General features: G+C 38.9%; 23 protein-coding genes. All 23 read right to left on the bottom strand.

Going from position 1 to position 23,800, the window contains the following annotated elements; genetic code table 11:
* Positions 1-8: 8 nt before the first annotated feature.
* Positions 9-1,529: a sodium:solute symporter family protein gene (locus tag RYX56_RS15480; protein WP_317122957.1), complete on the bottom strand. Its 1,521-nt coding sequence runs from the start codon at positions 1,527-1,529 to the stop codon at positions 9-11.
* Between the two features lie 12 nt (positions 1,530-1,541).
* On the bottom strand, positions 1,542-1,784 hold the full coding sequence (locus RYX56_RS15475) for a DUF3311 domain-containing protein (RefSeq protein ID WP_047973703.1): 243 nt from the start codon (positions 1,782-1,784) through the stop codon (positions 1,542-1,544).
* Positions 1,785-1,822: 38 nt separating this feature from the next.
* Positions 1,823-3,088 (bottom strand): M20 family metallo-hydrolase, encoded by a 1,266-nt coding sequence (locus RYX56_RS15470; protein ID WP_317122956.1) that lies wholly within the window; start codon positions 3,086-3,088, stop codon positions 1,823-1,825.
* 276 nt (positions 3,089-3,364) lie between these two features.
* Complete coding sequence (locus RYX56_RS15465; protein WP_317122955.1) at positions 3,365-4,585, bottom strand: MFS transporter; 1,221 nt, start codon at positions 4,583-4,585, stop codon at positions 3,365-3,367.
* Between the two features lie 14 nt (positions 4,586-4,599).
* Positions 4,600-5,487 carry an HAD family hydrolase gene (locus tag RYX56_RS15460; RefSeq protein ID WP_317122954.1) on the bottom strand — a complete coding sequence of 296 codons (888 nt, stop codon included), beginning with the start codon at positions 5,485-5,487 and terminating at the stop codon, positions 4,600-4,602.
* Positions 5,488-5,512: 25 nt separating this feature from the next.
* A complete protein-coding gene (gene phnE / locus RYX56_RS15455) occupies positions 5,513-6,313 on the bottom strand; it encodes a phosphonate ABC transporter, permease protein PhnE (RefSeq protein WP_317122953.1) in 801 nt (266 codons plus the stop codon).
* Positions 6,310-7,182 (bottom strand): phosphonate ABC transporter, permease protein PhnE, encoded by an 873-nt coding sequence (gene phnE, locus RYX56_RS15450; RefSeq protein WP_317122952.1) that lies wholly within the window; start codon positions 7,180-7,182, stop codon positions 6,310-6,312. The genes phnE (RYX56_RS15455) and phnE (RYX56_RS15450) overlap by 4 nt, the downstream gene beginning before the upstream one ends.
* 15 nt (positions 7,183-7,197) lie before the next feature.
* Positions 7,198-7,941 carry a phosphonate ABC transporter ATP-binding protein gene (gene phnC, locus RYX56_RS15445; RefSeq protein ID WP_317122951.1) on the bottom strand — a complete coding sequence of 248 codons (744 nt, stop codon included), beginning with the start codon at positions 7,939-7,941 and terminating at the stop codon, positions 7,198-7,200.
* A gap of 77 nt (positions 7,942-8,018) precedes the next feature.
* Positions 8,019-8,990 (bottom strand): phosphate/phosphite/phosphonate ABC transporter substrate-binding protein, encoded by a 972-nt coding sequence (locus RYX56_RS15440; RefSeq protein WP_317122950.1) that lies wholly within the window; start codon positions 8,988-8,990, stop codon positions 8,019-8,021.
* Positions 8,991-9,249: 259 nt separating this feature from the next.
* Complete coding sequence (locus RYX56_RS15435; RefSeq protein ID WP_317122949.1) at positions 9,250-10,086, bottom strand: methyl-accepting chemotaxis protein; 837 nt, start codon at positions 10,084-10,086, stop codon at positions 9,250-9,252.
* 113 nt (positions 10,087-10,199) lie between these two features.
* Positions 10,200-11,183 (bottom strand): agmatinase, encoded by a 984-nt coding sequence (gene speB, locus RYX56_RS15430; protein ID WP_317122948.1) that lies wholly within the window; start codon positions 11,181-11,183, stop codon positions 10,200-10,202.
* Positions 11,184-11,195: 12 nt separating this feature from the next.
* Positions 11,196-12,536 (bottom strand): aspartate aminotransferase family protein, encoded by a 1,341-nt coding sequence (locus tag RYX56_RS15425; RefSeq protein ID WP_317122947.1) that lies wholly within the window; start codon positions 12,534-12,536, stop codon positions 11,196-11,198.
* Positions 12,537-12,568: 32 nt separating this feature from the next.
* Positions 12,569-13,960, bottom strand: coding sequence for a YjiH family protein (locus RYX56_RS15420; RefSeq protein WP_317122946.1), 1,392 nt, complete (start codon positions 13,958-13,960; stop codon positions 12,569-12,571).
* Positions 13,961-14,055: 95 nt separating this feature from the next.
* Positions 14,056-15,426 carry a sigma-54 interaction domain-containing protein gene (locus RYX56_RS15415; RefSeq protein ID WP_317122945.1) on the bottom strand — a complete coding sequence of 457 codons (1,371 nt, stop codon included), beginning with the start codon at positions 15,424-15,426 and terminating at the stop codon, positions 14,056-14,058.
* A 563-nt stretch (positions 15,427-15,989) separates the two neighbouring features.
* Complete coding sequence (gene glsA / locus RYX56_RS15410) at positions 15,990-16,928, bottom strand: glutaminase A (RefSeq protein WP_317122944.1); 939 nt, start codon at positions 16,926-16,928, stop codon at positions 15,990-15,992.
* Positions 16,929-17,497: 569 nt separating this feature from the next.
* The gene (locus RYX56_RS15405) at positions 17,498-18,301 is read right to left on the bottom strand and encodes a YfjC family protein (protein ID WP_317122943.1); all 804 of its coding nucleotides are present in this window, start codon (positions 18,299-18,301) and stop codon (positions 17,498-17,500) included.
* A 105-nt stretch (positions 18,302-18,406) separates the two neighbouring features.
* Complete coding sequence (locus RYX56_RS15400) at positions 18,407-18,628, bottom strand: hypothetical protein (RefSeq protein WP_317122942.1); 222 nt, start codon at positions 18,626-18,628, stop codon at positions 18,407-18,409.
* Positions 18,629-18,646: 18 nt separating this feature from the next.
* Positions 18,647-18,985: a hypothetical protein gene (locus RYX56_RS15395; RefSeq protein WP_317122941.1), complete on the bottom strand. Its 339-nt coding sequence runs from the start codon at positions 18,983-18,985 to the stop codon at positions 18,647-18,649.
* 57 nt (positions 18,986-19,042) lie between these two features.
* Positions 19,043-19,393, bottom strand: coding sequence for a hypothetical protein (locus tag RYX56_RS15390; protein ID WP_317122940.1), 351 nt, complete (start codon positions 19,391-19,393; stop codon positions 19,043-19,045).
* A gap of 45 nt (positions 19,394-19,438) precedes the next feature.
* Positions 19,439-19,798, bottom strand: a complete 360-nt coding sequence (locus tag RYX56_RS15385) for a hypothetical protein (RefSeq protein WP_317122939.1) — start codon at positions 19,796-19,798, stop codon at positions 19,439-19,441.
* Positions 19,799-19,830: 32 nt separating this feature from the next.
* Complete coding sequence (locus RYX56_RS15380; RefSeq protein WP_317122938.1) at positions 19,831-21,408, bottom strand: LXG domain-containing protein; 1,578 nt, start codon at positions 21,406-21,408, stop codon at positions 19,831-19,833.
* Between the two features lie 325 nt (positions 21,409-21,733).
* A complete protein-coding gene (locus RYX56_RS15375) occupies positions 21,734-22,492 on the bottom strand; it encodes a LamB/YcsF family protein (RefSeq protein WP_317122937.1) in 759 nt (252 codons plus the stop codon).
* 24 nt (positions 22,493-22,516) lie between these two features.
* Positions 22,517-23,743: an NRAMP family divalent metal transporter gene (locus RYX56_RS15370; RefSeq protein ID WP_317122936.1), complete on the bottom strand. Its 1,227-nt coding sequence runs from the start codon at positions 23,741-23,743 to the stop codon at positions 22,517-22,519.
* Positions 23,744-23,800 lie beyond the last annotated feature (57 nt).

The following is a 23,800-nucleotide window of genomic DNA, read 5'->3' as shown; positions in this document are numbered from 1 at the left end:
CGTTCAGCTTATAATGCTTCGCGTTTTTTATTTGAATGATTCTCTTCTACTAATTCTGGGTGATAAGCTTTGTTGTAATCATTTCTTGCCACATCAAAGCGCTTGACCACTTCCTCATCTGTACGCTTAAGCGCAAGACTAATGGTCACAAACAAAATCGCATTAATGAGAAGCCCCCATACCCCTGCGTGGAACCCTAGAGGATTTTTCAACGCTGGGATAAAGGTAAATAACAAGACAACTGCAATACTCACTACTAAGCCCCAGATAGCAGCCGTTGGGTGTGCACGACGCCAACTAATCGCACCTATGGTAGGTATTAATAATTGAGCGGTTCCTGCAAGTGCTGCAATCCCGATTGTGACGAGTACACCCGGCACAACTAATGCCATAATATAAGCAATTAAAGAAAAGACAATTAATGACCATCTACCAACTTTGATAATACTCTCTTGACTTGCTTTAGGATTTTGATAGCGCTTATAAATGTCCATCGTCACAATCGTTGAAATCGCATGAATTTGAGAATTGGCAGTCGACATAGCGGCTGCAGCACCTGCTGCTAATATAAGCGATGCTAATGCAAATGGCGCATATTCCATTAACATGACGGGTAATATTTGATCTGGATTTGCTAAGCCCGGTTCAAGTAACACACCTGTGAAACCGGCTAATAAAGAGCCCATGTAGGCGATTGCCGCAAACCCTAGTAAGAAAGGCATTAAATTAAATAACTTCCCACTCTTAACCGAGTACATTCGAAGCCATATCTGTGGCCCCATAAAGGCTCCAATAGCTGTTACGGCAAATAATGAGAACCACATTGGGTAGCCCATCGCCCCTAATGGACCTGGCAACGTCAAGTGTTCTGGACTTGTTTCTAATAATCCATTAAATAACCCCGTTGGTCCACCTACATGTTGGGAGATATAATAACCTGCATACATCATTCCAAAGAATAAGAGAGCCCCGTAAATGATATCCGTCCATGCAACAGCTCGAATCCCTCCGACCCATACATAAGTAACAATGATGAAATAAAACATTAAAGCTGAAAGCCAAAATGGAATTACTCCACCAGATGCAACCTCAATCAGATAGGCTCCACCAGTTAATTGAATTTGCAAGTATGGAATCGTAAAGACTAGCAAAATTCCGGCCACGATGATCCTAAGTTTTTCATTGTTATAAAAATCCCCGATTAGATCTGAGGCAGTAATATAGTTAAAGCGTTTCCCTAAAAACCAAACACGCTTACCTACCCAGTAATACATGAAGCCAAATAATAAATTCCAAGCTAGAGCAGTTAAATAAACTGGCCCATTCGTATAGAACGTTGCATTGGAGCCTAGAAAAGCAAACGAGCTCCACCACGTTGCAGCTACTGTGAAGAAAACGGCAATCGCTCCCATTCCTCTTCCTTGAATAAAGAAATCTTCACTAGTCTTTGTTGATTTTGTTGCGGCAAAAAAGCCAACAACAAGTGGAATGATCATAAATGCTGCAATGATTAATACACCAATAGTCAATTGACTCTCCCCCTACGATTCGTCTGTTACCGTCTCAGAACTTTCTTTACTTCCCCAGTTGATTAAATATCCAATCAAAAACAAAGCAGTTAACACAAACCACCATAAGAGATTCCAAAAAAGGAAAAATGGCATACCGAGCACAAAAGGCTCGGTCGTATTTGCTAATAAAATGAGCGGTGTCTCCATGACAATAAAGCTGAGAATGATTAAGCTATATAAGACCTTCTTTTTTGTAGGATATCGCTGAAACATGTCCCGTCCCCCTCGTCTAATAATCAATCTCCTTCTTCTTATTCCACCACTCGTTTCACTACTGTTTGGTACAATAACTCCGCCCCTTTAGAGATATCTTCAAACTCTGCACTCTCTTTAGGATTATGGCTAATTCCGTCTTTGCAACGGACAAAGATCATTCCATAATCGCATACTGTAGACATCGCAATCGCATCATGAAAAGGTCCACTCATTAATTCAGGAACAGCTTGCCCGAATATCTCTTGTGCCGACTTTCTCATATCATCCATAATCGCTTCTGCACAATATCTAGGTTCACTTTCTGTATCCACGCGAATCGTACTAGTGACTTGATGCTTTTCACAAATATGATCGATTGCCGGATAAAGAGTGGCCTCGATATCCTTTCTTCTTTCAAGATCAATATCACGAAGATCAATCGTAAAACGAACCCGTTCTGGTATGATATTTCTAGAATTCGGGAATACCTCCATTTTTCCAACCGTTGCTACAGTCGGAGCTTCAGGGTCCATGGAGGCAAGCTCGTTTAATGTAAGAGTAATTTCTGCTGCAGCCACAAGTGCGTCCTGACGATAAGACATTGGTACTGAACCCGCGTGACCTGCAAATCCTTGTAGTTCCACTGTTAGCCAAAGAGGTCCTGAAATCCCTGTTACAATCCCTACAGGAACATTTCCTCGATCTAGAATGGGTCCTTGTTCGATATGCATTTCAATAAACTCACCAATGCGTCCTTCTGGATAAACCGATGCCTCTAGCTGATCAGGATTGCAGCCAAATTCAATCAATGCATTTCGTCGGGAGACCCCATCACTATCTACTCGCTCAAGTTCGCCTTCTTCAAGTTGATTTAAGATTCCTCTAACACCGAATAACCCTTTATCAAATCGACATCCTTCTTCATCTGAAAAAGCGATAACCTCGATTGTACGTTTAGGCGTTAATCCTTTTTCTTTCATCGTTTGTACTACTTCTAATGCCCCGAGTACTCCTACCGTGCCATCAAAACGACCTCCATATGGCTGACTATCTATATGAGAGCCGACCACCAAAATAGGTAGAGTATCTTCTTCACCCTCCCATTGACCAATCAAATTGCCAAAGTCGTCAATCCTTGTATCAAGGCCAGCTTCCTCCATCCAATCTTTCACTTTCAGAACGGCTTGTTTATCTTCTTTTGATAAGGTCAGTCTACAAACTCCCGTTTCACCAATCTTGCCAATTTCAGCTAATTGCTCAAGTCGTGATTGCAAGCGTTGATGATTTACCGTCAAGCTGGAAACAGAAAAAGCCGTTTTCATTATGAATCCCTCCAAATAGTTGTTTGACTCTATTTTAGTCTAAATATTCAAAATTTTAATTATACAACTTGTTTCTATTTAGTAGTGAGTCATTTTACACTTTGTAAAAAAAGCTGAAATAGTAAGGGCTCTAGCTGGCAGATCATTTGACAAAAAGGTTGATTTCCATATAGAAATAAATTCAAATAAAAAACCCTCACGCTCATTGAAGGTTCCACATTACCATTATACACCAAGAAAAAATCAATCTTTTGTTTCGTTTGCAGTCAAATTATCTCAATAGACAAAGTCTACCTTTCGATACGCTACCACCCAATACACGACTAATAGGAGAAATAGAGCAGCTGATAGCGAAAAAGCTTGTTGAAGACTAAGTCCTATTGAAAGACTTCCGTAGATAAATAATGGTCCTAGAGCAGCCCCCACATCTAGGAAAACAGTATATATTGTAAGAACTCTATTCGCATCACCAGACTTAGCCACATCTGCTGTTAACGCATCACCAATAGTTGTCAGCGCGGTGGATGCTGTCATTAGAATTAATGCAAGACCAACCCAAATAAAGATCGAGAATTGAATAGGAATCAATAAAAAGCCAATCATTGAAACAATTAACGAACCAATATATAAAGGTAGCCGACCTCGATCACCATCAGACCATTCTCCAAATTTCTTAGCTAAATATGGTTCCCACAGCCACCTCACCCCCTGAAGAATTCCTGCCAACGCAGTGACACCGACTGTAAGGCCAATTAAAAATAACTCATCGCCAAAATGGTCTGCCATGACTAAGCTTATAGAAGAACTAAACACCCCTTGAATTAAAAAGGCTATAACCATGCCACTTAATATAACAGCCACCGTTTTGTGGGCTGGCTTCATTTTTATATTTGGTTGTTTGATCATTGGTTCGTCAGTAGATGTGGTTAATACATTTTTAGGAATGGCATGCAATACTATAGGGATACCAGCCAACATACTGATTCCAAATAGAATAGCAGTCCACTCAAAGCCTATAACAGCAGCCAAAATCCCCCCTCCAAGCATACCTCCTAAACTACCAAGACGATAAAGACCATTGTAGCGTCCAATATTTTCTCCACGGTTTGAATCATTTGAAATTCCTACAACTAATAGAAAGCCACCAAGTCGTAAAAATGACCATGCTATACCCCATAAAATCCTTAGTACTAACCAAATGACTAAGCCGTAACCAACACCATAACCAATCGTTGTAATCACTGCTAATATCACTGAAATAACAAGCCCAACTCGCAAGGAAAGCTTCCGGTAAGCCCATCCAACTATAGGGTTAACCGGGATGCGAATAAAACGATTAATAGACAAGATCAAGCCTACTTCCCATAAGGATGCGAGCCCTACTTGTTGATAATAAATAGGTAGAGCAACATACAACATCGAATCACCAAGTAAACATAAAGCTGTTATAAGTGAAACAACGGTTACAGCTTTCTTTTGCTCCTTTGTCGGACTCATTTCTCGTATCCTCTCTAATTTGTATTCGGCTTTATTAATTGCTGAAGGCTTGCACTCTCCCTGCCCCATTTACATTCCTCTAAAAATGTAGCCACTCCATCTTCTTCATTCGATTTCGCAACGACATCAGCTACTTTTTTAACCCGTGTTGGAGCATTGCCCATAGCTACTCCTATTCCTGCATACTTTAACATGCTACAGTCATTATCATAGTTTCCAAATGTGATGGTGTCAGATGAATCTATTTGATAATAATCCCCTATCCATCTAACTGCTCTCCCTTTACTTACTGATTTATTCATAATATCGACCGACTCTTCTCCACTTCTAACGACATATAATTCAGGCACTAATTGAGCAATCAATGGTGTTAACCGATCTAACTCTTCTTCTACTCCTCGAATAGAAAGCTTGATAATCGTTTGTTCTATATCCTTCAATTCGGAAATAATAGAGAAAGGTAGATTCAAAGTGTTAAACTGTTGAATTAAACCTAGATAAGCACCTTCAATCAAAAAGCCTTCCTTCGTTTCTACTAAATATGAAAGCTCCCACTCTTTAATCGTCTCAATAACATGATCGATATCGCATGTACGATATGTATTCTCCACCACAACTTGATTTGTTGCTCGTTCAATAATCGCCGCGCCGTTAAAACAAACCATAAACTTTGATAAGGGGAAAAGACTAGCTATTTCACGAGTCATTACTTGGTGACGCCCTGTAACAAGAACGATTTTATGGCCCTCTTTGGCAAGATGATTAACGACTGTCCTTGTATAATTGGTTACTTTCCCATGACCATTCAACAATGTCCCATCTAAATCAATCGCTATTAACTTCATTTCAATCCCTCTCTCCCTTGAATGTATGGTGAAGAAAGCAGGAGAGAATAATCTCACCTGCTCCTCCACATAATCAATCACACTAATTTGCCGCTTTCGCCGCTACTAGGTCTGTCCGTTTCTTTAAGTAACGTGTTAAAAATTCCATGCTAATAATCATCCCAAAAATCACAAGAGTAACTCCCATCACTTGATCGTATGCCATCACTCGGGACGCTCGGACAAGCTCCCATCCAATTCCTCCAGCACCAACTACACCAAGCACTGCTGCATAGCGAATATTTACATCAAATCTGAACACAGACCACGAAATAAATGCACTCATCATCGTTGGAACAATCCCCTGCATAATCACTTGAAACTGGGAGGCACCAGTTGCCTTTATCGTTTCAATCACGCTCGTATCAATATCCTCAATCGCTTCAGCATATACCTTTACAAGCATTCCCACACTATTAATAGCCAAGGCTAATATCCCGGGTGTTGGTCCAAGACCTACTGCAACGATAAAGAGAATGGCCCAAATTAAAGCCGGCACAGCCCGGACAAATGCAGCAAACCCTTTTACAACATAACTTACAGATATATGAGGAGATAAATTGCGCGCAGCTAGACAAGCTAAGACTGCAGAGAAGATAATGCCTAAAAGGGTTCCCATCACAGCAACATGAAGAGATTCTAATGCAGCTCCGAAAATATCAATGGGGTCATTTAAAGACGGAGGTACCATCCCAAGAATTAAATGCTGACTCCTCTCCCAGCTCTTGATAATACGTTCTGGTAAAATTTCCAATTGTAAAATACTATAGATAAATAGGACAACAGCTCCAAAACCAATAATCCGCTTTGTTAGTTGATCACGTTTTTTCTGATAGTCATTCATAAAATACGCTCCCTTACCTTCGCGGTTGTAAATTCAACGATTAAAATAAGCAGCCAGATAATCAAGATTCCAAGAGCAGCTCGTTGATACTGAAAAAGACTAATTGAGCTTTGCAAAATTGATCCAATACCGCCGGCTCCGATTAATCCAAGTACAGCTGCTTCGCGAATATTCAAATCCATTTTATAAAGAGACCACCCTACAAAACCGGCTTTAAATTGCGGCCAAACAGCTTGACCGACCACTTGAAACCAACTAGCTCCTGTCGCACGCACCGCTTCAATTTGGCCAGGATCAAGCTCTTCTAAAATATCAGCATATGCCTTTGCAAGAATCCCAATTCCAGATAAGCCAAGAGCAACAGTTCCGGCAAAAGGTCCAAGTCCAAAAGATGCAACCATTAATATCCCCCAAACTAATGCTGGTACCGCTCGTAAAAAGGCAATAATCGAGCGACTTATTACACCGATCACTGGGTGGAAAGTAAGATTCTTTGCAGCAAGAAAACCAAAGATTAGGGAAAAGAAAACAGAGAAAATCATTCCCACGTAACTCATCAGCACGGTATCAATTGCAGGTCCAATAAAAATCCCAATTGCTGAAAAGTCAGGAGGTAATAAATCGACCATGATGAAATTAGCAATATTCCCTAGCCCTGAATATAAGGAGGATAATTGAAAGCCTGTTTCATACCATGACCAAATGATAAGAGCCAAGATAACAGATAGAATGAGTAATTGATTGGATCTGACTAACTTTTTTCTTCTTTTAAGATCTTTATAAAGTTCATCTACTGAACGCCAATGTTTTTCTCTCGTTTTTAATTGCAACGGTTGAGCTGCTTCTAGTTTCTTAGCAGGTACACTCACCTTTTAAACCTCCTTTTAACGATATAGCTGTTCAGTCGTATAATCTGTCAGTTCTCTAGGTGTTCCGTCAAAGACAATTTCACCAGCTTTCACCCCAATAATACGATCAGCAAATTCTTTTGCAAAATCGACTTGATGCAAATTAACAATGGTTGTAATTCCGTCCTCTTTTCCGATTGTTTTTAAGTAACTCATGACTTTCTCAGAGGAAGAGGGGTCTAGACTAGCAATAGGCTCATCCGCTAATAAGAGATCTGGATTCTGTGCAATGGCTCTAGCAATTCCAACACGTTGCTGTTGCCCCCCTGAGAGATCTCCTGCCTTTTTAAATGCCTGATCCTCTAAGCCGACTCGCATGAGAATATCAAGCGCTTCCTTTGTATCTTCCTCACTAAAACGACCAAAGCCCCCTTTAAGAGAAGACATATAACCAAGACGTCCATGAAGAACATTTTGTACAGTCGTGGATCGTTTGATTAAGTTATATCCTTGAAAGATCATACCAACTTTACGCCTAATCATTCTGAGCTTTTTTCCTTTTGCCTCACAAATATTTTCACCACCAATGTAGACCGCTCCTGATGTGGGTTCATTTAATCGATTAATCGATCTAAGGAACGTACTCTTTCCTGCACCACTTGGTCCGATTATCGCAATCAATTCACCTTTATGAATGGTCGTATTAATCTCCTTTAAACCTACAGTGCCATCAGGATACACTTTCTTTAGATTCTCAATTTTCAATATTGCTTCAGCCACTGTTCTTTCCTCCTTGTGAATAGTTATAAAAGAAGAGGTGATGAAACACTTTCATGCTCATCACCTAGTCATTACATTTATTGCAAAAGATCCTCAGCACTCATTTCTAGAGCTTCCGCTGTTTCACGTATGACATCGTACATGCTATCATCGGCAGGCATATAATCAGAGTAACCACTTTCTTCTAAAAACTCTTTTGCATTAGGGTCATCTTTCATTTCATGAAATGCTGTGATGACAGCTTCACGTAGACTTTCTGGTAAATCCATATTAATTGCTTGTGGCCCGCGTGGAATAGGCTCTGACTCAGCAATAACTTTCAATTTATCAAATTTGGGGTGATCTTCTACTCGCTCATATACACGTTCAATACATACATCGCATACACCAGCTACTAGAACATCTCCATTTAAAATAGAATAGAGCGAGGCTTCGTGGCTACCAGAAAATGTGACGTATTCAAAATGATCATCAACTGTATCCATTGTTAAACCAAGGTGGTTAATCACCATTCCTTTAGGAAAAATATGGCCAGATGCAGAAGCTGGATCAGCATAAGCAATGGTTGTTCCTTCTAGATCATCAAGCGACTCAATTCCACTGTCTTCAAGTGTAATAAAAGTAGAGTGATACGTTGCAGAGTCCTCATCCTCCACTCCCATAGCAAAAGCTTCAGCGTTTGCGCGGTCATGAGCAAGCATGTATGAAAATGGTCCAAAGCCAGATGCATGCAGGTGGCCATTTCTCATTGCTTCAATTAAAGCGTTATAGTCATTCCCCACAAATAATTCAAATTCAATACCAAGTCGATTTTCCATATATTCGATCATCGGCTCAAATTGTCTAGTGAGTTCTCCTTGATCTTCTGTAGGTAAAATTCCATATACAAACTTTTCAGGCCAATCTGTTCGGTCAATACCATCAGATGCTTCCACCTCAGAAGATCCTGTCTGCGATTGACTGGTTTCTTCGCTCCCACCACATGCTGCCATAAAGGCAAGCGAGACTGCTGTAACTGACATACCTAACCATTTCCAAGCTCTCTTCATGATTCACCCTCCAACCAAAGTTTTCTTACAAGCCTTATGTTACAGATTGAAAATGAAGGGAGAATGAAGACAATGTTCTAGCTAAGTAAATAATATTCGAATTATTTTAACAATATAAAGAGATGGTAAATATTATGGTTTGTATACGTTTAACCCTTTACATTTATTTCAACTATTTACAATCTGTTTACTAGAAGATAAGTCACCTTATAAGAGCATAAAAAATACTCTATCAAAATCTGATAGAGTACTCTTCTACTTAACCTAATGTTTTCATATAATCATGCAGTTGATGAATAATCGTCGCTAATGTATCAAGTGTTTCTGCCACATTTTTAACTAAAGTCGTTTGTTCAGTCGTTAACCCTCTAATCGTAGATAAACTCTTAATCATTTGTCCGAGATTGTCTTTAATGACGGTAATGGATTGATTAATCTTATCTGAAGACTCTGCGGTTTCTTTAGAGATCGTTCTCACTTCATTTGCTACAACCGAAAACCCTTTACCTGCTTCTCCTGCACGCGCTGCTTCTATATTGGCATTTAACCCTAAAATATTTGTCTGCCTCGAGATCTTATTCATTAATTCGAGGATATGATTGACCTCTTCGGAATTTTCCTTCGATTTCTCAGATAGGTCATATAGCTGTTGATTAGTCGTTTGGAGTTGGCTAGCTTGTGAAATAATCTGCTCGATTAACTGTTGAATGCTAGCAGTAATTTCATTTAGTTTTTCAACATTTTTCTCCATCTTCATGAGTACTTCAATGTTATAAGCCATACCAATAGCGCCAATAACACGGCCCTCATTCATAATGGGTGTCGTTTTACCAAAGAAATGCATGCCGTATACCTCAAATGGAGGTCTCCCCATTCCACCTTTTCCATTCAATGCACTTTGGATGACCGGATCATCATTTGATACAGGATCTCCTGTTTTATTCCCAAGTACTAGGTTGGGATGGTCCAGCTGTAATAACCATTTATCATGATCACATATAGAAATCGCAATTTCTTCTTTAGCCGCTTCTTGGATATAAGGTGCTGCTGTTACGATCGCCTCTAAAATCTCTTCATCTGTTTTTCTCGCATTCAATTCCTCACCCCGTCTAAACAATCCCTACACACCGAAAGATATAGGTAAAAAGTTTTATATCTCTATTGATATCATTTCTAGCGAGGAAGTACAAGAAATAGCTCTAATCACTTTTAATTCTTTTGTTCGCTGTAAGGTGCCTGGACTACTTTATCTCGTTTTTTTATTGCAATTAATGAAATCATCTCAAAAGCAACTGCACTTGCTAAATAAGCCGTAATATCACCATGATCATAGGCTGGTAAGACTTCAACTAAATCAAATCCAACAATATTAAAGTTCGTTAAACTCCTCACGTACTCTAACGCTTCATGACTTGTTGGACCAGCTACTTCAGGCGTTCCTGTACCTGGAGCGTAGGCTGGATCAACAAAATCAATATCAAAAGTCACGAAAACTGGACGATTAGAACTCCCAACGCGGCTTTGAATTCTCTCAATCACATTCTCTTGGCCAAGTTTTCTCATCTCACGCATTGGAATAACTTCAAACCCTATGTCTCGTGCATCTTCAATACAAGTTGGACCATATAGTGGTCCACGCATCCCTACCTGAATTGAGTGCTCAACATCTATTAACCCTTCTTCAACAGCTCGCCTAAAAGGAGTACCATGCATATATTTCTCACCATAATAATGGTCCCAGGTATCACCATGTGAATCAAAGTGAACAAGGGATATTGGTCCATATACTTGAGCCATAGCACGTAAGTGGGCTAGTGAAATTGAATGATCGCCACCAATCATAATCGGGATGATTCCTTTTTGAAGAAGTGGAATGATTCCCTCTACAATTCGGTCATACGTTCTATGAATATTGCCTGGAATAACATCAATATCTCCGTAATCAACACCCGAACAATGTTCGAAAATATTAATTTCTTGGTCTGGATTGTATGGTCGCAATAAGACTGATGCATTTCTGACATGATCAGGGCCATAGCGTGCTCCGACTCGATTAGAAGCAGCCGTATCAAAAGGCACCCCTACAATAGCAAAATCGATGTCATCTGTTGTTTTAATATGCTCTAATCTCATAAATGTTCTTATCCCACAAAAGCGTGGGGATTGGGAGGAATCTTTCGGTTGATACTTCATTTTTTAAGCTCCTTACCGATTATTTAATGGTTGATGCTTTTCTTCAAGATAAGTGACAATCGCTTTTTCAAGCATGTTTAAGCCCTCGTCAACCTGTTGTTTTGTCACACTTAAAGGCGGTATCATCCGTATTACTTCTCCTTCATTTCCACAAAGGTAGAACAATACGCCTTCTTTTAAGGCCAAATCTAATATACGGAGCACAGCTTCCCCATCTGCTTTATTTGTCTTTTCATTAATAATTTCAATCCCAATCATTAAACCAACACTACGAACACTTCCAATCATTTCGTACTGTTTCTTCATTTCATCTAGTCTTTCTCTTGCAAAGGCCCCTACCACTTTTGCATTATCTAATAAGTGTTCTTCTTTCATGACCTCAACGGTTGCAAGAGCTGCTGAACATGCGATTGGGTTTCCCCCAAATGTCGTGCCATGACTCCCTAAAGGCCACTGTTGCATTAATGTATGGTTTGCCACTGTAGCGCTAAGTGGCAAACCGGAGGCAATCCCTTTGGCAATTGCCATGATATCCGGTGTCACACCAAATGTTTGAGCAGCAAACCATTCTCCCGTTCTCCCAAATCCAGTTTGTACTTCATCAAAGATGAGTAACATCTGATGGCGATCACAAATTTCTCTTATCTTTTTTAACCACGAAGCAGGAGGAATAATATAACCACCTTCACCAAGAACGGGCTCCAAAATAATGGCCGCTACTTCCTCAGGAGAGACATGATACTTAAAGAGCTTGGTAAAGTCTTCTTCTAGTAGATCAATTGCTTTTGCTTCAACCACTATTCCGCTCTCATCTAGTATTCTCGGATCATATGGATTAAAGTATGGAATTTGGTAAGTTAGCCCGTTCGGTTGAAGAAATTTGCGGTACTTACTCTTTGAAGTGCTTACACTAAGTGCACCTTGTGTTCTGCCATGAAAACACCCCGTAAAGGAAACGACATACGGTCGTTTCGTCACAAATTTAGCTAGTTTCAGTGCACCTTCAATCGCTTCTGTTCCACTATTAGCAAAAAAGAAACAATCAAGATCACCAGGAAGTACCTCAGCAAGCTCATCTGCTAAACGTAAAATAGATTCATATTGTATGACTCCAATTGGTCCGTGTGTAAGTGAATCAGCGGCTTCTTTGATTGCTTCAACAACTTTAGGATGACGGTGTCCAACATTTGTTACCGCAATGCCCGAGGTGAAATCTAAATACTTTCTTCCATCGACCCCGTAGTAATAACACCCTTCTTCTTTCACAACGGGCAGGTTCGGATGATCTTTTGCCATACTTGGAGCTAGACGTGTTGCTAGCTTTTCTCTAAGTTGACTCCAATCTTGAGACATCCTCTTCACTCCTTCTTTGTTTATAAATAGGTTTAAAAGAATAGAAAATGCGCCATGAGAACAATGATCGGCAACGTGATAATCGTGCGTTGAAAAAATACGATCACTAAATCTAGAAAACTTAAAGGTATTTTTGAACGAAGTAATAAGATCCCAATTTCAGACATGTATACAAGCTGTGTAAGAGATACAGCCGCAATGACAAATCTTGTTAACTCACTTTCAATGCCACTTCCAACTACTGCTGGTAAGAACATATCTGCAAAACCAACTAATAAAGCCGGAGCAGCTGCTTGCGCTTCTGGAATTCTCATTAACTCTAGGATTGGCACGAATGGATAAGACATATATACGAAAATCGATGTGTATTCAACAATTACTAGTGCAACCGTTCCAAGGGCCATAACAAGAGGGATCAATCCAAACCAAATATCTAATACATTTTGAAATCCTTTCCTCGCTACACCCGAAACACCTTTAACTTGTGACGCTTTAGCTACCGCCCTTTCTAATGCCCACTGTCTACTTGTCTTGCCTTTGGGGACATCCTCTGAGATTTGCTTGCCTACCTCTTCATAATACGTATCTTGCTTTCTTGAAAGTGGGGGAATCCTTGGACAGATAATTGCCGCAATTAGACCCGCTACCATAACCGTCACATAAAATTGAACAAACATATGATCAAGCCCAATGAAGCTAATAACCACTAGACTAAAAGCAATCGAAGCAACGGAAAAGTTAGTAGCAATGACAGCTGCCTCACGCTTTGTATAGTAACCTTCTTCATATTGTTTGGTTGTAATTAATACACCCACTGTTCCACTTCCCATCCACGAAGCAACCGCATCGATAGACGATCTACCTGGCAGGCGAAACAAAGGTCTCATAATATTTCTTAGTGATGTTCCGATAAATTCCATTAAACCAAATTCTAATAATAAAGGCATAAGTAGTCCTGCAAATAAAAACCACATTGTTAGAACAGGTACGAGTTCATAGAGCACGGTTCCACCAGTGAAATCATTCCAAATAAATGTCGGACCAACTTTCAGAATTACCATAACAGCAAAGCTCGCACCAGCAATCCTCATGACGAGCCAGAAACCACTAACATGAAATAAACCTTTTAAAAAGTCTGATTTCATTACCCATCTTGGTTCGGCAAATCTTGCTACCAGAGTTAACAAAACCGATAAAACAAGCACTCCTACCATAAAGCCAGGAAGGTAATCAGCCGTTAGGCCTTGAGCAGACTCAGCTAATATCCCTACCCCTATTGTCCACTTCCCTCCATAATTGATCGGGATTAAGAATAAGAATAGACCAAGCAAAGATGGCACAATGAATTTCATTTTATTCGCGGTAGTCATCGTTTCCTTTGGTTCAACTTCTGAAATCAAAAATTCCTTCTTCTCTAACTCCATACTCAACACCTCACCTTATCAGTATTTTTATTTTCATCCAGCTACGATCTAGTTGATGATCTAATAATGATTAATGCAATAAACATACCAATTCGTTAGTTAATTTTGTATTTATTGAGTTTTCTGACTACTGTAGGTTGACTAATCCCTAGATTCTTTGACATCCTAACGGTTGTTTTATATTTATTTTTGGCTTCTTGCAGCACTTCCTTTTCTACTTGCTCGATTATTTCCGGTAGAGTTTTTTCTTTATGAATAAAATCTTGTCCATAAGTTAAGTAATAGGTCTCTGGTAAATCTTTAATCGTTATAATTTCCGAAGTAGAAACGACGACCAACCTCTCAATCAAATTTATTAATTCTCTGATATTACCTGGCCATGGTTGTTTAAACAATTGTTGCTTCACAGCGTCATCTAAAATGCGACTTCGTTTGTACTTACTAGCAAATTCATTTACAAAATGGTCGATTAAAGGGAGTATATCTGTTGTTCTTTCTCTTAAAGGTGGAATACGAATAGGAACGACATTCAAACGAAAATAGAGATCCTCACGAAACTTTTTTTCTTTAACCAACTGTTCTAAAGGCTGATTCGTAGCAGCAATCAACCTGAAATCAACACTTCTTGGTTTTGTTCCTCCAACACGATAAAATTGTTTATCTTGAATAAAACGGAGCACCTTCACTTGCAGTGGTAGAGAAAGCTCTCCTATTTCATCTAGGAAAAGGGTACCTCCTTCTGCTAACTCAGCTAAACCGAGCTTTCCTTTTTTATTTGCACTAGTAAAAGAACCTGCTTCATACCCAAAGAATTCTGATTCAAATAGACTTTCAGGAATTGCCCCGCAGTTCACTTCAATAAAAGGTTTGTCCTTCCGTTCGCTCTCGCGATGGATTAACTTTGCTAAGTGAGTCTTCCCAACTCCTGATTCACCTAGTATTAATACATTTACATCTACTTCAGCCACTTGTTTCGCTACTGATAAACACTTCTTCATTTCATAAGAACTACCCACAAAACCGGTATTTTTCATCTGTTGATTCCTTAATATTTCTAATTCATTTCGAACTCGCTCCATCTCATCTTGCATTTCAGATAGAAAGTGCTTCATATTCACCATTTCTGTAATGTCATGAGAATAAGAAGCAACTCTGTGAACCTCTCCTTTCCCATCAAAAACTGGTACACCTGTAATAAGCAGTTTTCTCCCTTTATTCGTTGTTTGAATAACATTAACACGTTCTTTTTTCTTCAGTACCAGTGGAGTTACAATCGGTGTGAAGACCCCTTGTTTCTCTAATTCATAAACTGAAGCACCAATGATTTTTTGACCTTCAACCCCATATAAAGCCTTCGTTATGTCGCTAACATATATAATCCTCCCATCTCTATCTGTAACTAATAAATCATCCTTCAAAGCTTTTAATATTTCTTCACTCTCATTTACTTCTTCAAAAAACATCATGTTTCTCTCCTCTCATTATTCAATATTGAATAGAATGCATGTATATTTATCCTTATTTTCTGACTTTTATTTATCATACACCACATTATTCAAATATGAATAATAATTCTCATTTGAATAATGCGCACAAAAAACCCTTCCACGTTTAGTGAAAGAGTAACTCCTACACGTCATAATTTTCTAGAATTCCTCTCCTTATCATTTTCCATGATAGAATCTATTCGCTTCATCGACCTATCAATTCCAATTTTTGTAATCTTAGAGCAGGCACTTCTACAGTTTCTTTAATAACATAACTCCAATACAAATTGCGGATTTTTCCCTTTTACATGTCTTCAGTCTATGCAACTTCTTAATTTTTACGTACACTGTATTATTCTTGACGAAAAGGAGAGACGTTAAGAAGACACAACATTATCTTTTATCTTATTCTTCATTGTTGTTGTGTACATTTAACTCTCCACCAAACCCGTCATAACCTCCTATTTTTAGCGTCCTCATCAGGGCGCTTTTTTTGTTTTCAAAAAAGACCACTCCTCATAGCCGAGAAGTGGTCTTCATGATCATTGGTTAAATAAGCTTAAATTCCAACGGTCTGAGATTTTCTTTAATAAACGGATACCTGCAATACTATTATTATGTCGGTTAAGATCTGGTCCTAACACACCAATTCCCATTCTACCTGGGATTGAAGCAAAGATCCCCCCTGAAATTCCACTTTTGGCAGGTATCCCCACATCAACAGCAAATGCACCTGATTGATCATACATTCCACATGTCACCATAAATGTCTTCAATACTTTCACAACTTCTCGTGGTATAAGCTGCTCTCCTGTATCAAGGTCCACTCCGTAATTAGCAATCACTGCCGCAACGCGAGAAAGCTCTTCAATTGTCATCTCAATCGAAGTCATTCTCCAGTAAATCGGTAGTACATCCTCAAGCTCGCCATCGACATATCCACCATAGCGATTATAGTAGAAGAGGGCGCGGTTCAAGTCATGCCCTTCCGCTTGTACAATTTCAGGATTATAATCGATCTCTTCATTTCCAGCTAAATTCCTTGTTAAATCAAGAATTCTACTAAACTTATCATCAACTGATTTCCCTTTTATTTGACCAACCACTGCAATAGCACCTGCATTTACCATTGGATTTAATGGGCCACCATCTTCCTGCAACTCCATCTTACTTAATGAGTGATAAGGGTCACCTGTCGGCTCTTTACCCACATGCTGAAATAACTTTTCTTCTCCTTGATCCATTAAAGCAACAGCAAGTGAAATGACTTTAGACATGCTCTGGATCGAAAATCTACCTTCATCATCACCAGCCTTGATGCATCTTCCATCAAGCCCGGTGATCGCCATAGAAATAGCCCCATGATCCTCATTATCTACTTTCTCAATATAATCAGGGATTTTCCCATCCCTTGCGACTTGCTTTTCTTCTTTAATAATTTTCTCTAAATAATCTTTTATATCATCTTTTATTTGATTCATAACCAGTCCTCCCCTGTATACTTTCATTGATTCCCTGAACAGACCAGGCTTAACCAATTTTTTCAGGAAAAAGTCAGACATAATTCCGTTGTAAAAAATAGAACACCATCTATTTATAAGACTTTTTACTCATTTAAAGCTTGATAGGTTTATAGAATTTAAAAGTTGGCAAATATATAGGTAACAAAACAAAAAACAAATACAAAATATAAAACACTACATAAACAAGGAGGAGATATTCATGAGTTTAAAAGAGTACATTCAGTCGATTAATAATATGTTAGAGGATGCGAAGAAAGAGGTTGTTTCTACACAGAAGTAATCGAGAAACATAAAAAAGCCAAGAGATCCACTTTTGACTAAAGTTGATCTTTGGGCTTTTTTTTGTACTTACACCTTAACCCCGTACTTAATTGGTGCAATACTTTTTTTGGCATACCTACGAACGATTAGGAGGTGGTCTCTATAAAACAACTAGTAAAGAAAGACTTACACCAGCCTGATTTATGATTATATAAAAAGAAACTAAAAAAGCATTCAGATGAAAATCCTCTGAATGCTTTTTGTTTTTATTCACTTGTCTGTTTAGCAACTACGGCTACTCCTTGAACTATCGCATTCCATTCATCTGTAGACTCTAGCTTCACTTGAACTGGCAGCTCTTCGCCTTCACGATAACTTACTATCCAAATTCCTTCCTTACCAGGCAAGAAAAACGTAATGTTCTCAAGAAAAGGATCCTCATCAATTGATGGAATATGAAAGAAAGAAATATTGTGGAGAGTCCATGCATGATGATCTAGATCCGTTAAGAATGCTTGGAAGTGCATTTCTTCTTCTGGTGCTAGATCTGCGAGCATCTGTACCTTTTTTACCTGATCTCGGATACTGAGTAAGTCAAACGCCTCTTCAGATAGAGAAAACGTCCTTTGAACGTCTGGATTCTTCTCGCTAAATGCATAATAATCTTTGATCACCTGAGGCATTTCATCTACCGTCATATAAGCAAATTCATGAATAATATCGCGGTCGATTGAGTGAAGCAGCCATGTATCCCCTTTGATATGATGCAAGATTGCAGCATGTTGATTTGGCGCATCCGGAACACGAACCATATATTTTGACTCAACATAGGATTTGATAAAGGTCTGCATTTCCTCGCTTAATGGAATTTCCCCGCTCCGTTCAGCTTCTTCTACCCAAAGTTCTTTTACCATTAATTGATGAGCTGTAGCTTCCATCACAGCATCCCACTCTTGTTGAGTTTTTGTCCCTAATCCTGCCTCTAGAATTCCTTTTGCCACATTCGGAAATCCGGTTAATGATACAAGCAGCGCCAGCTCCTCAGTCGAACACTTCATTACAAAATTCATTTGCCTATAACACATCCTTTGGTATTGCTTTAAATTTCGATGTACTCAATCATTTGATTAGACACCATATAAGTATAGGATTTTTGCAGTTAACCAGTTATGTTACTAATAACGTTGATAAAAATAAGGACCTAATCCAAATAAGCTTTTCATTATTCCATTTGTGAGCTTTTGAAACCATGTCTCAGCCGGCCTAAAAACTCCCCACTCATAGTAATCAACCATAATAAAACCCAAAATAAAAACAAGTGTAGCATATGCTACTTGGGATAGAATGAATATCATCATGATGTTCTCTATCAAAGTGATGGTATCTTCAGTTAACATCTTCATCTCTTTTCTAAACTAACCTAACAAAATATTAATGATCCACGTCAATATATAATAAAGTACGATGCTTGTTAGCCCCATAAAGATTAATGTTATTGCAAATAGAAGTTTAGTAATGATCCAAGGATATTTAATGAGTCTTGCATAGAAATAAGGACCTGCTCCTATTGTTCCCTTCATAAAGAGATTAGTCGATTTCTGAAACCAATTGGTTGCTGGACGAAAAATCCCCCATTCATAGTACTCCATCATGACTTTTCCAAGCACCAATAAGGCAATACCAAAGCCAAACTGAGCTACAAAAACCATTGCAATAAATATTTCGATGTACTCAATTATTTGATCTGATAACATTTGTATTCTTCTCTCTTAATAAAACCTTAATTTTTTTCTTTCTAAGAACAATAGATTCTAAACCAAAGAAAACAGGTGAAGTACAAACATAACTATGATTCTTACAATATTAAACGCAATCAAAGCAACTATGCACATTCCGATAAAAGTAATCGCATATAGAACTTTTGCCGTTAACCATTTATACTTACTGTACTTATGATAAAAATAAAAACCTGCTCCGAACATACCTTTCATAATAAAGTTCGTGAACTTTTGGAACTTAGTTTCAGCCGGCCTAAAAACTCCCCATTCATAATACTCCACTATGACAGACCCTAAAATTAAAACTAAAAACGCATAACTAATCTGTGTGAGAATAGGCGAGGCAATAATAATGATTAAGTTTGATACTTCTGATTCCGTCATGATACTCTTCCTCGAAAGAATTCTAGAATATCTTTTCTTTCTTTATTAGTACAACTCAATCCCTAGCAATTTGACTAATGTTCTTAGAATCAGCCAAAGTAATCCGTATGCAACAAAGGCCCCTATACATATGCCGATAAAAGTAAAAAAGTATAGGACTTTCGCTGTTAACCAATTATGTTTCTTATAACGCTTATAAAAGTAGGGACCTGTACCAAAGAAGCCTTTCATAAAAACATTTGTGAGCTTTTGAAACCATGTCTCAGCCGGCCTAAAGACTCCCCACTCATAATAATCAACAATGACAAAGCCCAAAATTAACACTAAAAATGCAAAAGCAATTTGCGCTAGCACTGGAGATAAAAGGATAAACTCAATATTTTCTAAAGTCTGTTCTGACATCACTAGCGATAATCTCCTTTATAGAATTGTATAGCTTATTTAAACCAACTTCCAACCGTACTTGACTTAAAGGAATTTCCTATAGAATTCATACCAGATCCTATAGACTTCCCAATACTTCCGCCAAAATCTTTTACTTTATCTCCAGCGAAACTACTAGCTACCCCTCCAACAAGCCCTCCTACGGTTCCGCCCACGATAACACCTACCGGACCTCCAACACTGCCAATAACTGCACCAGCCTTAGCACCTACTGCAATTGCTCCGGTATCTGCAGCAATACCAGCAAGTACTCTTCCTGTTTTCTCAGATCTAGACTTATCTGCATTATTAGGATCGACCGCATCGGCTACATTAGCTGCAATGGAAACAGCCCCTCCAACAATCGGAATCCTTCTCCCTACACTTTGCAGCCCTTTGGCATCAAACACCTGCTTCACAACCTCTTTCGTTCCGGTTGTCATCCTTGATTGGAAGCTGGTTTGCAGAGTTGAACCTACAATGGAGCCGGTGTGGTTTTTCGGGAATCCAGCTAGGTGACTGAGCATATGCGATGGGCTGTTGTAGCTTGCTGCAAACCGCTGCAGCCCCTGGGCCATTGAATTCGTTGGCTGTGACCTTGAAAAGTCCAATAAAAATTTTGCCGTTTTTGAGCTGTGCTTGCTTTTACTCGTCCACGACTCATGCGCTCCTACTGAAAAGCGGTAATCACCTTTTAATCTTTGCATAAGAGGCGGTGTTTTTTTCGGGAGATAGCCAACCTCTAGCTTTCTAGTTAAAAATATCGTTGAAGTCGTCATTGCTGCTTGAGATCCTACTACAGCTAAATCTGAGAAACCGATTGTTCGATTAGCCGTATTAAAATAGTCTAGCACTTTTCCTACCCAGGAAGGTGATTCGTCTGTTTGTTGTAAACTTTGTTCAATGCTTTGGCCAGTTTTAGATAAGAGAGCCTCGTTAACCATTTTATAACTAGCATCATCCTTTAATTGACCAGATATAAAGGATGAAATCGTAAACCCTTGGTGTGCAAACATATTTGAGATAGTCATCAGGTATTGAGACATCATTCTTAAACTTTGTTCAACAGCCTGCAAGGAGTTGGTTTGTTCATAGTCGAAATGCATAATGTTCTCACTTGTCTCAGTGACATGTCTTTTCGTCTGATCAACATGCATCAGCACATCATCATCACTTAACCGGGGCAGTTGCACAATATCAGACACACGCTGCATAATTGAATTTGCTTGATCTGTGAGATACATCGTTGTGCTTCTAGTTTGCTCTAACCCTTGGTTTAATTCATCATCTAAAAATTGTTGATGAATGAAGCCATTCGGCGCTGGTTCAAAGGAATACATTGCTCCTTTGATCTGATCAAGAATTGTTGAATACTCATCAATGACCGCTTGAAATAACAGTAAAAATGGCTGGTGACATTCTTCGTAAAACGAACGAATAGCATCAGCACCGCTCCCTTTAAATGAATCTTGAAGTGATGTGAATGATTTTATTGCTTGTTCTATTTGTTGGATTTGCTCGCTTTGCTTCATTAGAGTGCGTTTTGTTTCTTCTATTGCTAAATCAAGTGCACTCACATCTAATACTTTCATTTCACACATCACCCACTTAAGATTTTTAAAAGAAGCGTTCTTTTAAACAATTTACAATTTATTTATAGATTTTCCCTTACATTCTATTTCTTTAGAAACCGTTAATTTTTCACCTTTTTAGCATCTTTTTAACTATAGCACGCTCAATTTATAAACCAATGGGTTAAATGGATTAAATTGTATAGAGAGGATATGACCATAGAACCAATTCATTTAAAGGACACGGAATATAGCACAAGTGTTCCGTACTTATTTGCTCACTTATTCGTTTTTGCTCGCTTAGACGTAAAAAAAGAGAGCCACCCGACTCCCTCTTTTCGTACGTTTACTTTATAGATTTTATTGATATGCCTTCATTAACTATAGTCTCTCTCAAATTTTGAGCAAAAGCCAAAGCATTTTCTCCGTCACCGTGAATGCAAACAGTATCCGCTTTTATAGAGATGGTGGAGCCATCTACAGCTGTTACTGTTCCTGTTTGTACCATTTGCAACACTTGCTCAATCGCTTTGTTCGTATCGTGAATTAAGGCATTTGTTTGCGTTCGGGGAGTTAACGTCCCGTCAGGTTGATAGGTGCGATCAGCAAATACTTCATTCGCAACGTCTAAGCCAAGCTTTGTCCCTTGCTTTGTTAATTCACTACCTGATAAGCCAAATAACACGAGAGATGGATCAGTATCATATACCGCTTTCGCAATTGCTTCTGCCATAACCGGATCTTTCGCAGCCATGTTAAACAGTGCTCCGTGTGGCTTCACATGCTTCATTGGTACATTATGGAGATGACAGAATCCTTTTAAGGCATTAATTTGATAAATAATGAAATGATAAATATCTTCTGGACTCGTTTGGATAGCTCGTCTACCAAACCCCATTAAATCTTGAAAACCAGGATGAGCTCCGATGCTCACCTTTTTTTCCTTTGCCATCTTAACTGTTTCAGCCATCACATTGTGGTCACCAGCATGATAGCCACAAGCTACATTGGCCGAAGAGATATAGTCTAAGATTAATTCATCCTGACCAATTTTATAAGCTCCAAAACTCTCCCCTAAATCGCAGTTCAAATCAACTCGTTTCATCCTCTCACTCCTATTCTTTCTTGATTATTGGAATAATTGTGGAATCATTTGAGTTAACGTATGGATTCCTAAATACGTCGTTAACAATACGATAATTGCACCAAATATCGTCATCCAAATTGGATGTTTGTAATCGCCGACGATCTTTGAACGATGTGCTGCTAGTAATACACATGAAAGTGTTAATGGAAGAATTAAGCCATTAAATGCTCCAGCTAAAATAAGTAATGTAACAGGACGGCCAATTAGTGCAAAAACAATTGTTGAGAACACAATAAATCCAATCGTCCAGTAATTTTTATTCTTTTCAATGCTTGAATGAAACGTCGTTAAAAAAGATACAGATGTGTAAGCAGCTCCGATAACAGATGTGATACCAGCAGCCCACAATACTAAACCAAAAATACGATAGCCTACTTCACCAGCTGCAATTTGGAAAACAGAAGCAGTAGGATTATCAGCATTCAACGCAAAGCCAGCTGAAACCACACCTAGTACAGCTAAAAATAAAATAAAACGCATAACAGAAGCAACAACAATCCCTGATACGGCAGTCTTTGTCACATGGCTAATATTTTCTTTCCCGGAAATACCCGCTTCAAGCAGACGGTGACCTCCAGCGAATGTAATATATCCACCTACCGTTCCTCCTACCACCGTAATCAATGCTAAGAAATCCAATTCAAGTGGAACAACTGTACGAAGTGCTGCCTCAGCGTATGGAGGGTTACTAACAAACATCACATACAATGTTAGTAAAATCATTAAAGCCCCAAGATAACGAACGATCTTATCCATCGCCACATTTGCTTCTTTTAAGGAGAAGATAAGGATACAAATAACTCCAGTCATAATGGCACCAACGGTTGTATCAAGCCCCATTAAAGCATTGACCCCAAGGCCACCGCCGGCTACATTTCCGATATTAAAGGCAAGTCCACCTAATACAATAAAAAAGGCTACAACGTACCCAAGACCGGGGAGAACAGCATTAGCGATTTCTTGACCTCGCATTCTTGAGACGGCAATAATTCTCCAAATATTCATCTGAGCTCCAATATCTAAAATAATGGAAGCAAGAATGATGAAGGCAAAGCTTGCAAGCAATTGTTCCGTGAATACGGCTGTTTGTGTTAGAAATCCAGGTCCAATGGCTGAAGTTGCCATTAAAAAGGCAGCCCCCATCATCGCACTTAATCGTTGTTTAGCTGTCATGTTTTCTTGTTGTTCTTCAATTGGATTTTGCTTCATTTTTTTCACCCTTTCATTTTCTTATTTGAAATAGCTCACTTCATTCTCAGATGTAGA

Source organism: Alkalihalophilus lindianensis, from assembly GCF_032843265.1.
GTDB lineage: Bacteria > Bacillota > Bacilli > Bacillales > Bacillaceae_D > Alkalihalophilus > Alkalihalophilus lindianensis.
This window is presented reverse-complemented; position numbering and strand designations above follow the sequence as displayed.

Coding starts and splice junctions, on each gene's coding strand:
- RYX56_RS15475 (WP_047973703.1), bottom strand. CDS start 1,784: ATGTTTCAGCGATATCCTACAAAAAAGAAGGTCTTATATAGCTTAATC.
- RYX56_RS15470 (WP_317122956.1), bottom strand. CDS start 3,088: ATGAAAACGGCTTTTTCTGTTTCCAGCTTGACGGTAAATCATCAACGC.
- RYX56_RS15465 (WP_317122955.1), bottom strand. CDS start 4,585: ATGAGTCCGACAAAGGAGCAAAAGAAAGCTGTAACCGTTGTTTCACTT.
- phnE (WP_317122953.1), bottom strand. CDS start 6,313: ATGAATGACTATCAGAAAAAACGTGATCAACTAACAAAGCGGATTATT.
- RYX56_RS15440 (WP_317122950.1), bottom strand. CDS start 8,990: ATGAAGAGAGCTTGGAAATGGTTAGGTATGTCAGTTACAGCAGTCTCG.
- speB (WP_317122948.1), bottom strand. CDS start 11,183: ATGAAGTATCAACCGAAAGATTCCTCCCAATCCCCACGCTTTTGTGGG.
- RYX56_RS15425 (WP_317122947.1), bottom strand. CDS start 12,536: ATGTCTCAAGATTGGAGTCAACTTAGAGAAAAGCTAGCAACACGTCTA.
- RYX56_RS15420 (WP_317122946.1), bottom strand. CDS start 13,960: ATGGAGTTAGAGAAGAAGGAATTTTTGATTTCAGAAGTTGAACCAAAG.
- RYX56_RS15415 (WP_317122945.1), bottom strand. CDS start 15,426: ATGATGTTTTTTGAAGAAGTAAATGAGAGTGAAGAAATATTAAAAGCT.
- glsA (WP_317122944.1), bottom strand. CDS start 16,928: ATGAATCAAATAAAAGATGATATAAAAGATTATTTAGAGAAAATTATT.
- RYX56_RS15405 (WP_317122943.1), bottom strand. CDS start 18,301: ATGAATTTTGTAATGAAGTGTTCGACTGAGGAGCTGGCGCTGCTTGTA.
- RYX56_RS15400 (WP_317122942.1), bottom strand. CDS start 18,628: ATGTTAACTGAAGATACCATCACTTTGATAGAGAACATCATGATGATA.
- RYX56_RS15395 (WP_317122941.1), bottom strand. CDS start 18,985: ATGTTATCAGATCAAATAATTGAGTACATCGAAATATTTATTGCAATG.
- RYX56_RS15390 (WP_317122940.1), bottom strand. CDS start 19,393: ATGACGGAATCAGAAGTATCAAACTTAATCATTATTATTGCCTCGCCT.
- RYX56_RS15380 (WP_317122938.1), bottom strand. CDS start 21,408: ATGAAAGTATTAGATGTGAGTGCACTTGATTTAGCAATAGAAGAAACA.
- RYX56_RS15375 (WP_317122937.1), bottom strand. CDS start 22,492: ATGAAACGAGTTGATTTGAACTGCGATTTAGGGGAGAGTTTTGGAGCT.
- RYX56_RS15370 (WP_317122936.1), bottom strand. CDS start 23,743: ATGAAGCAAAATCCAATTGAAGAACAACAAGAAAACATGACAGCTAAA.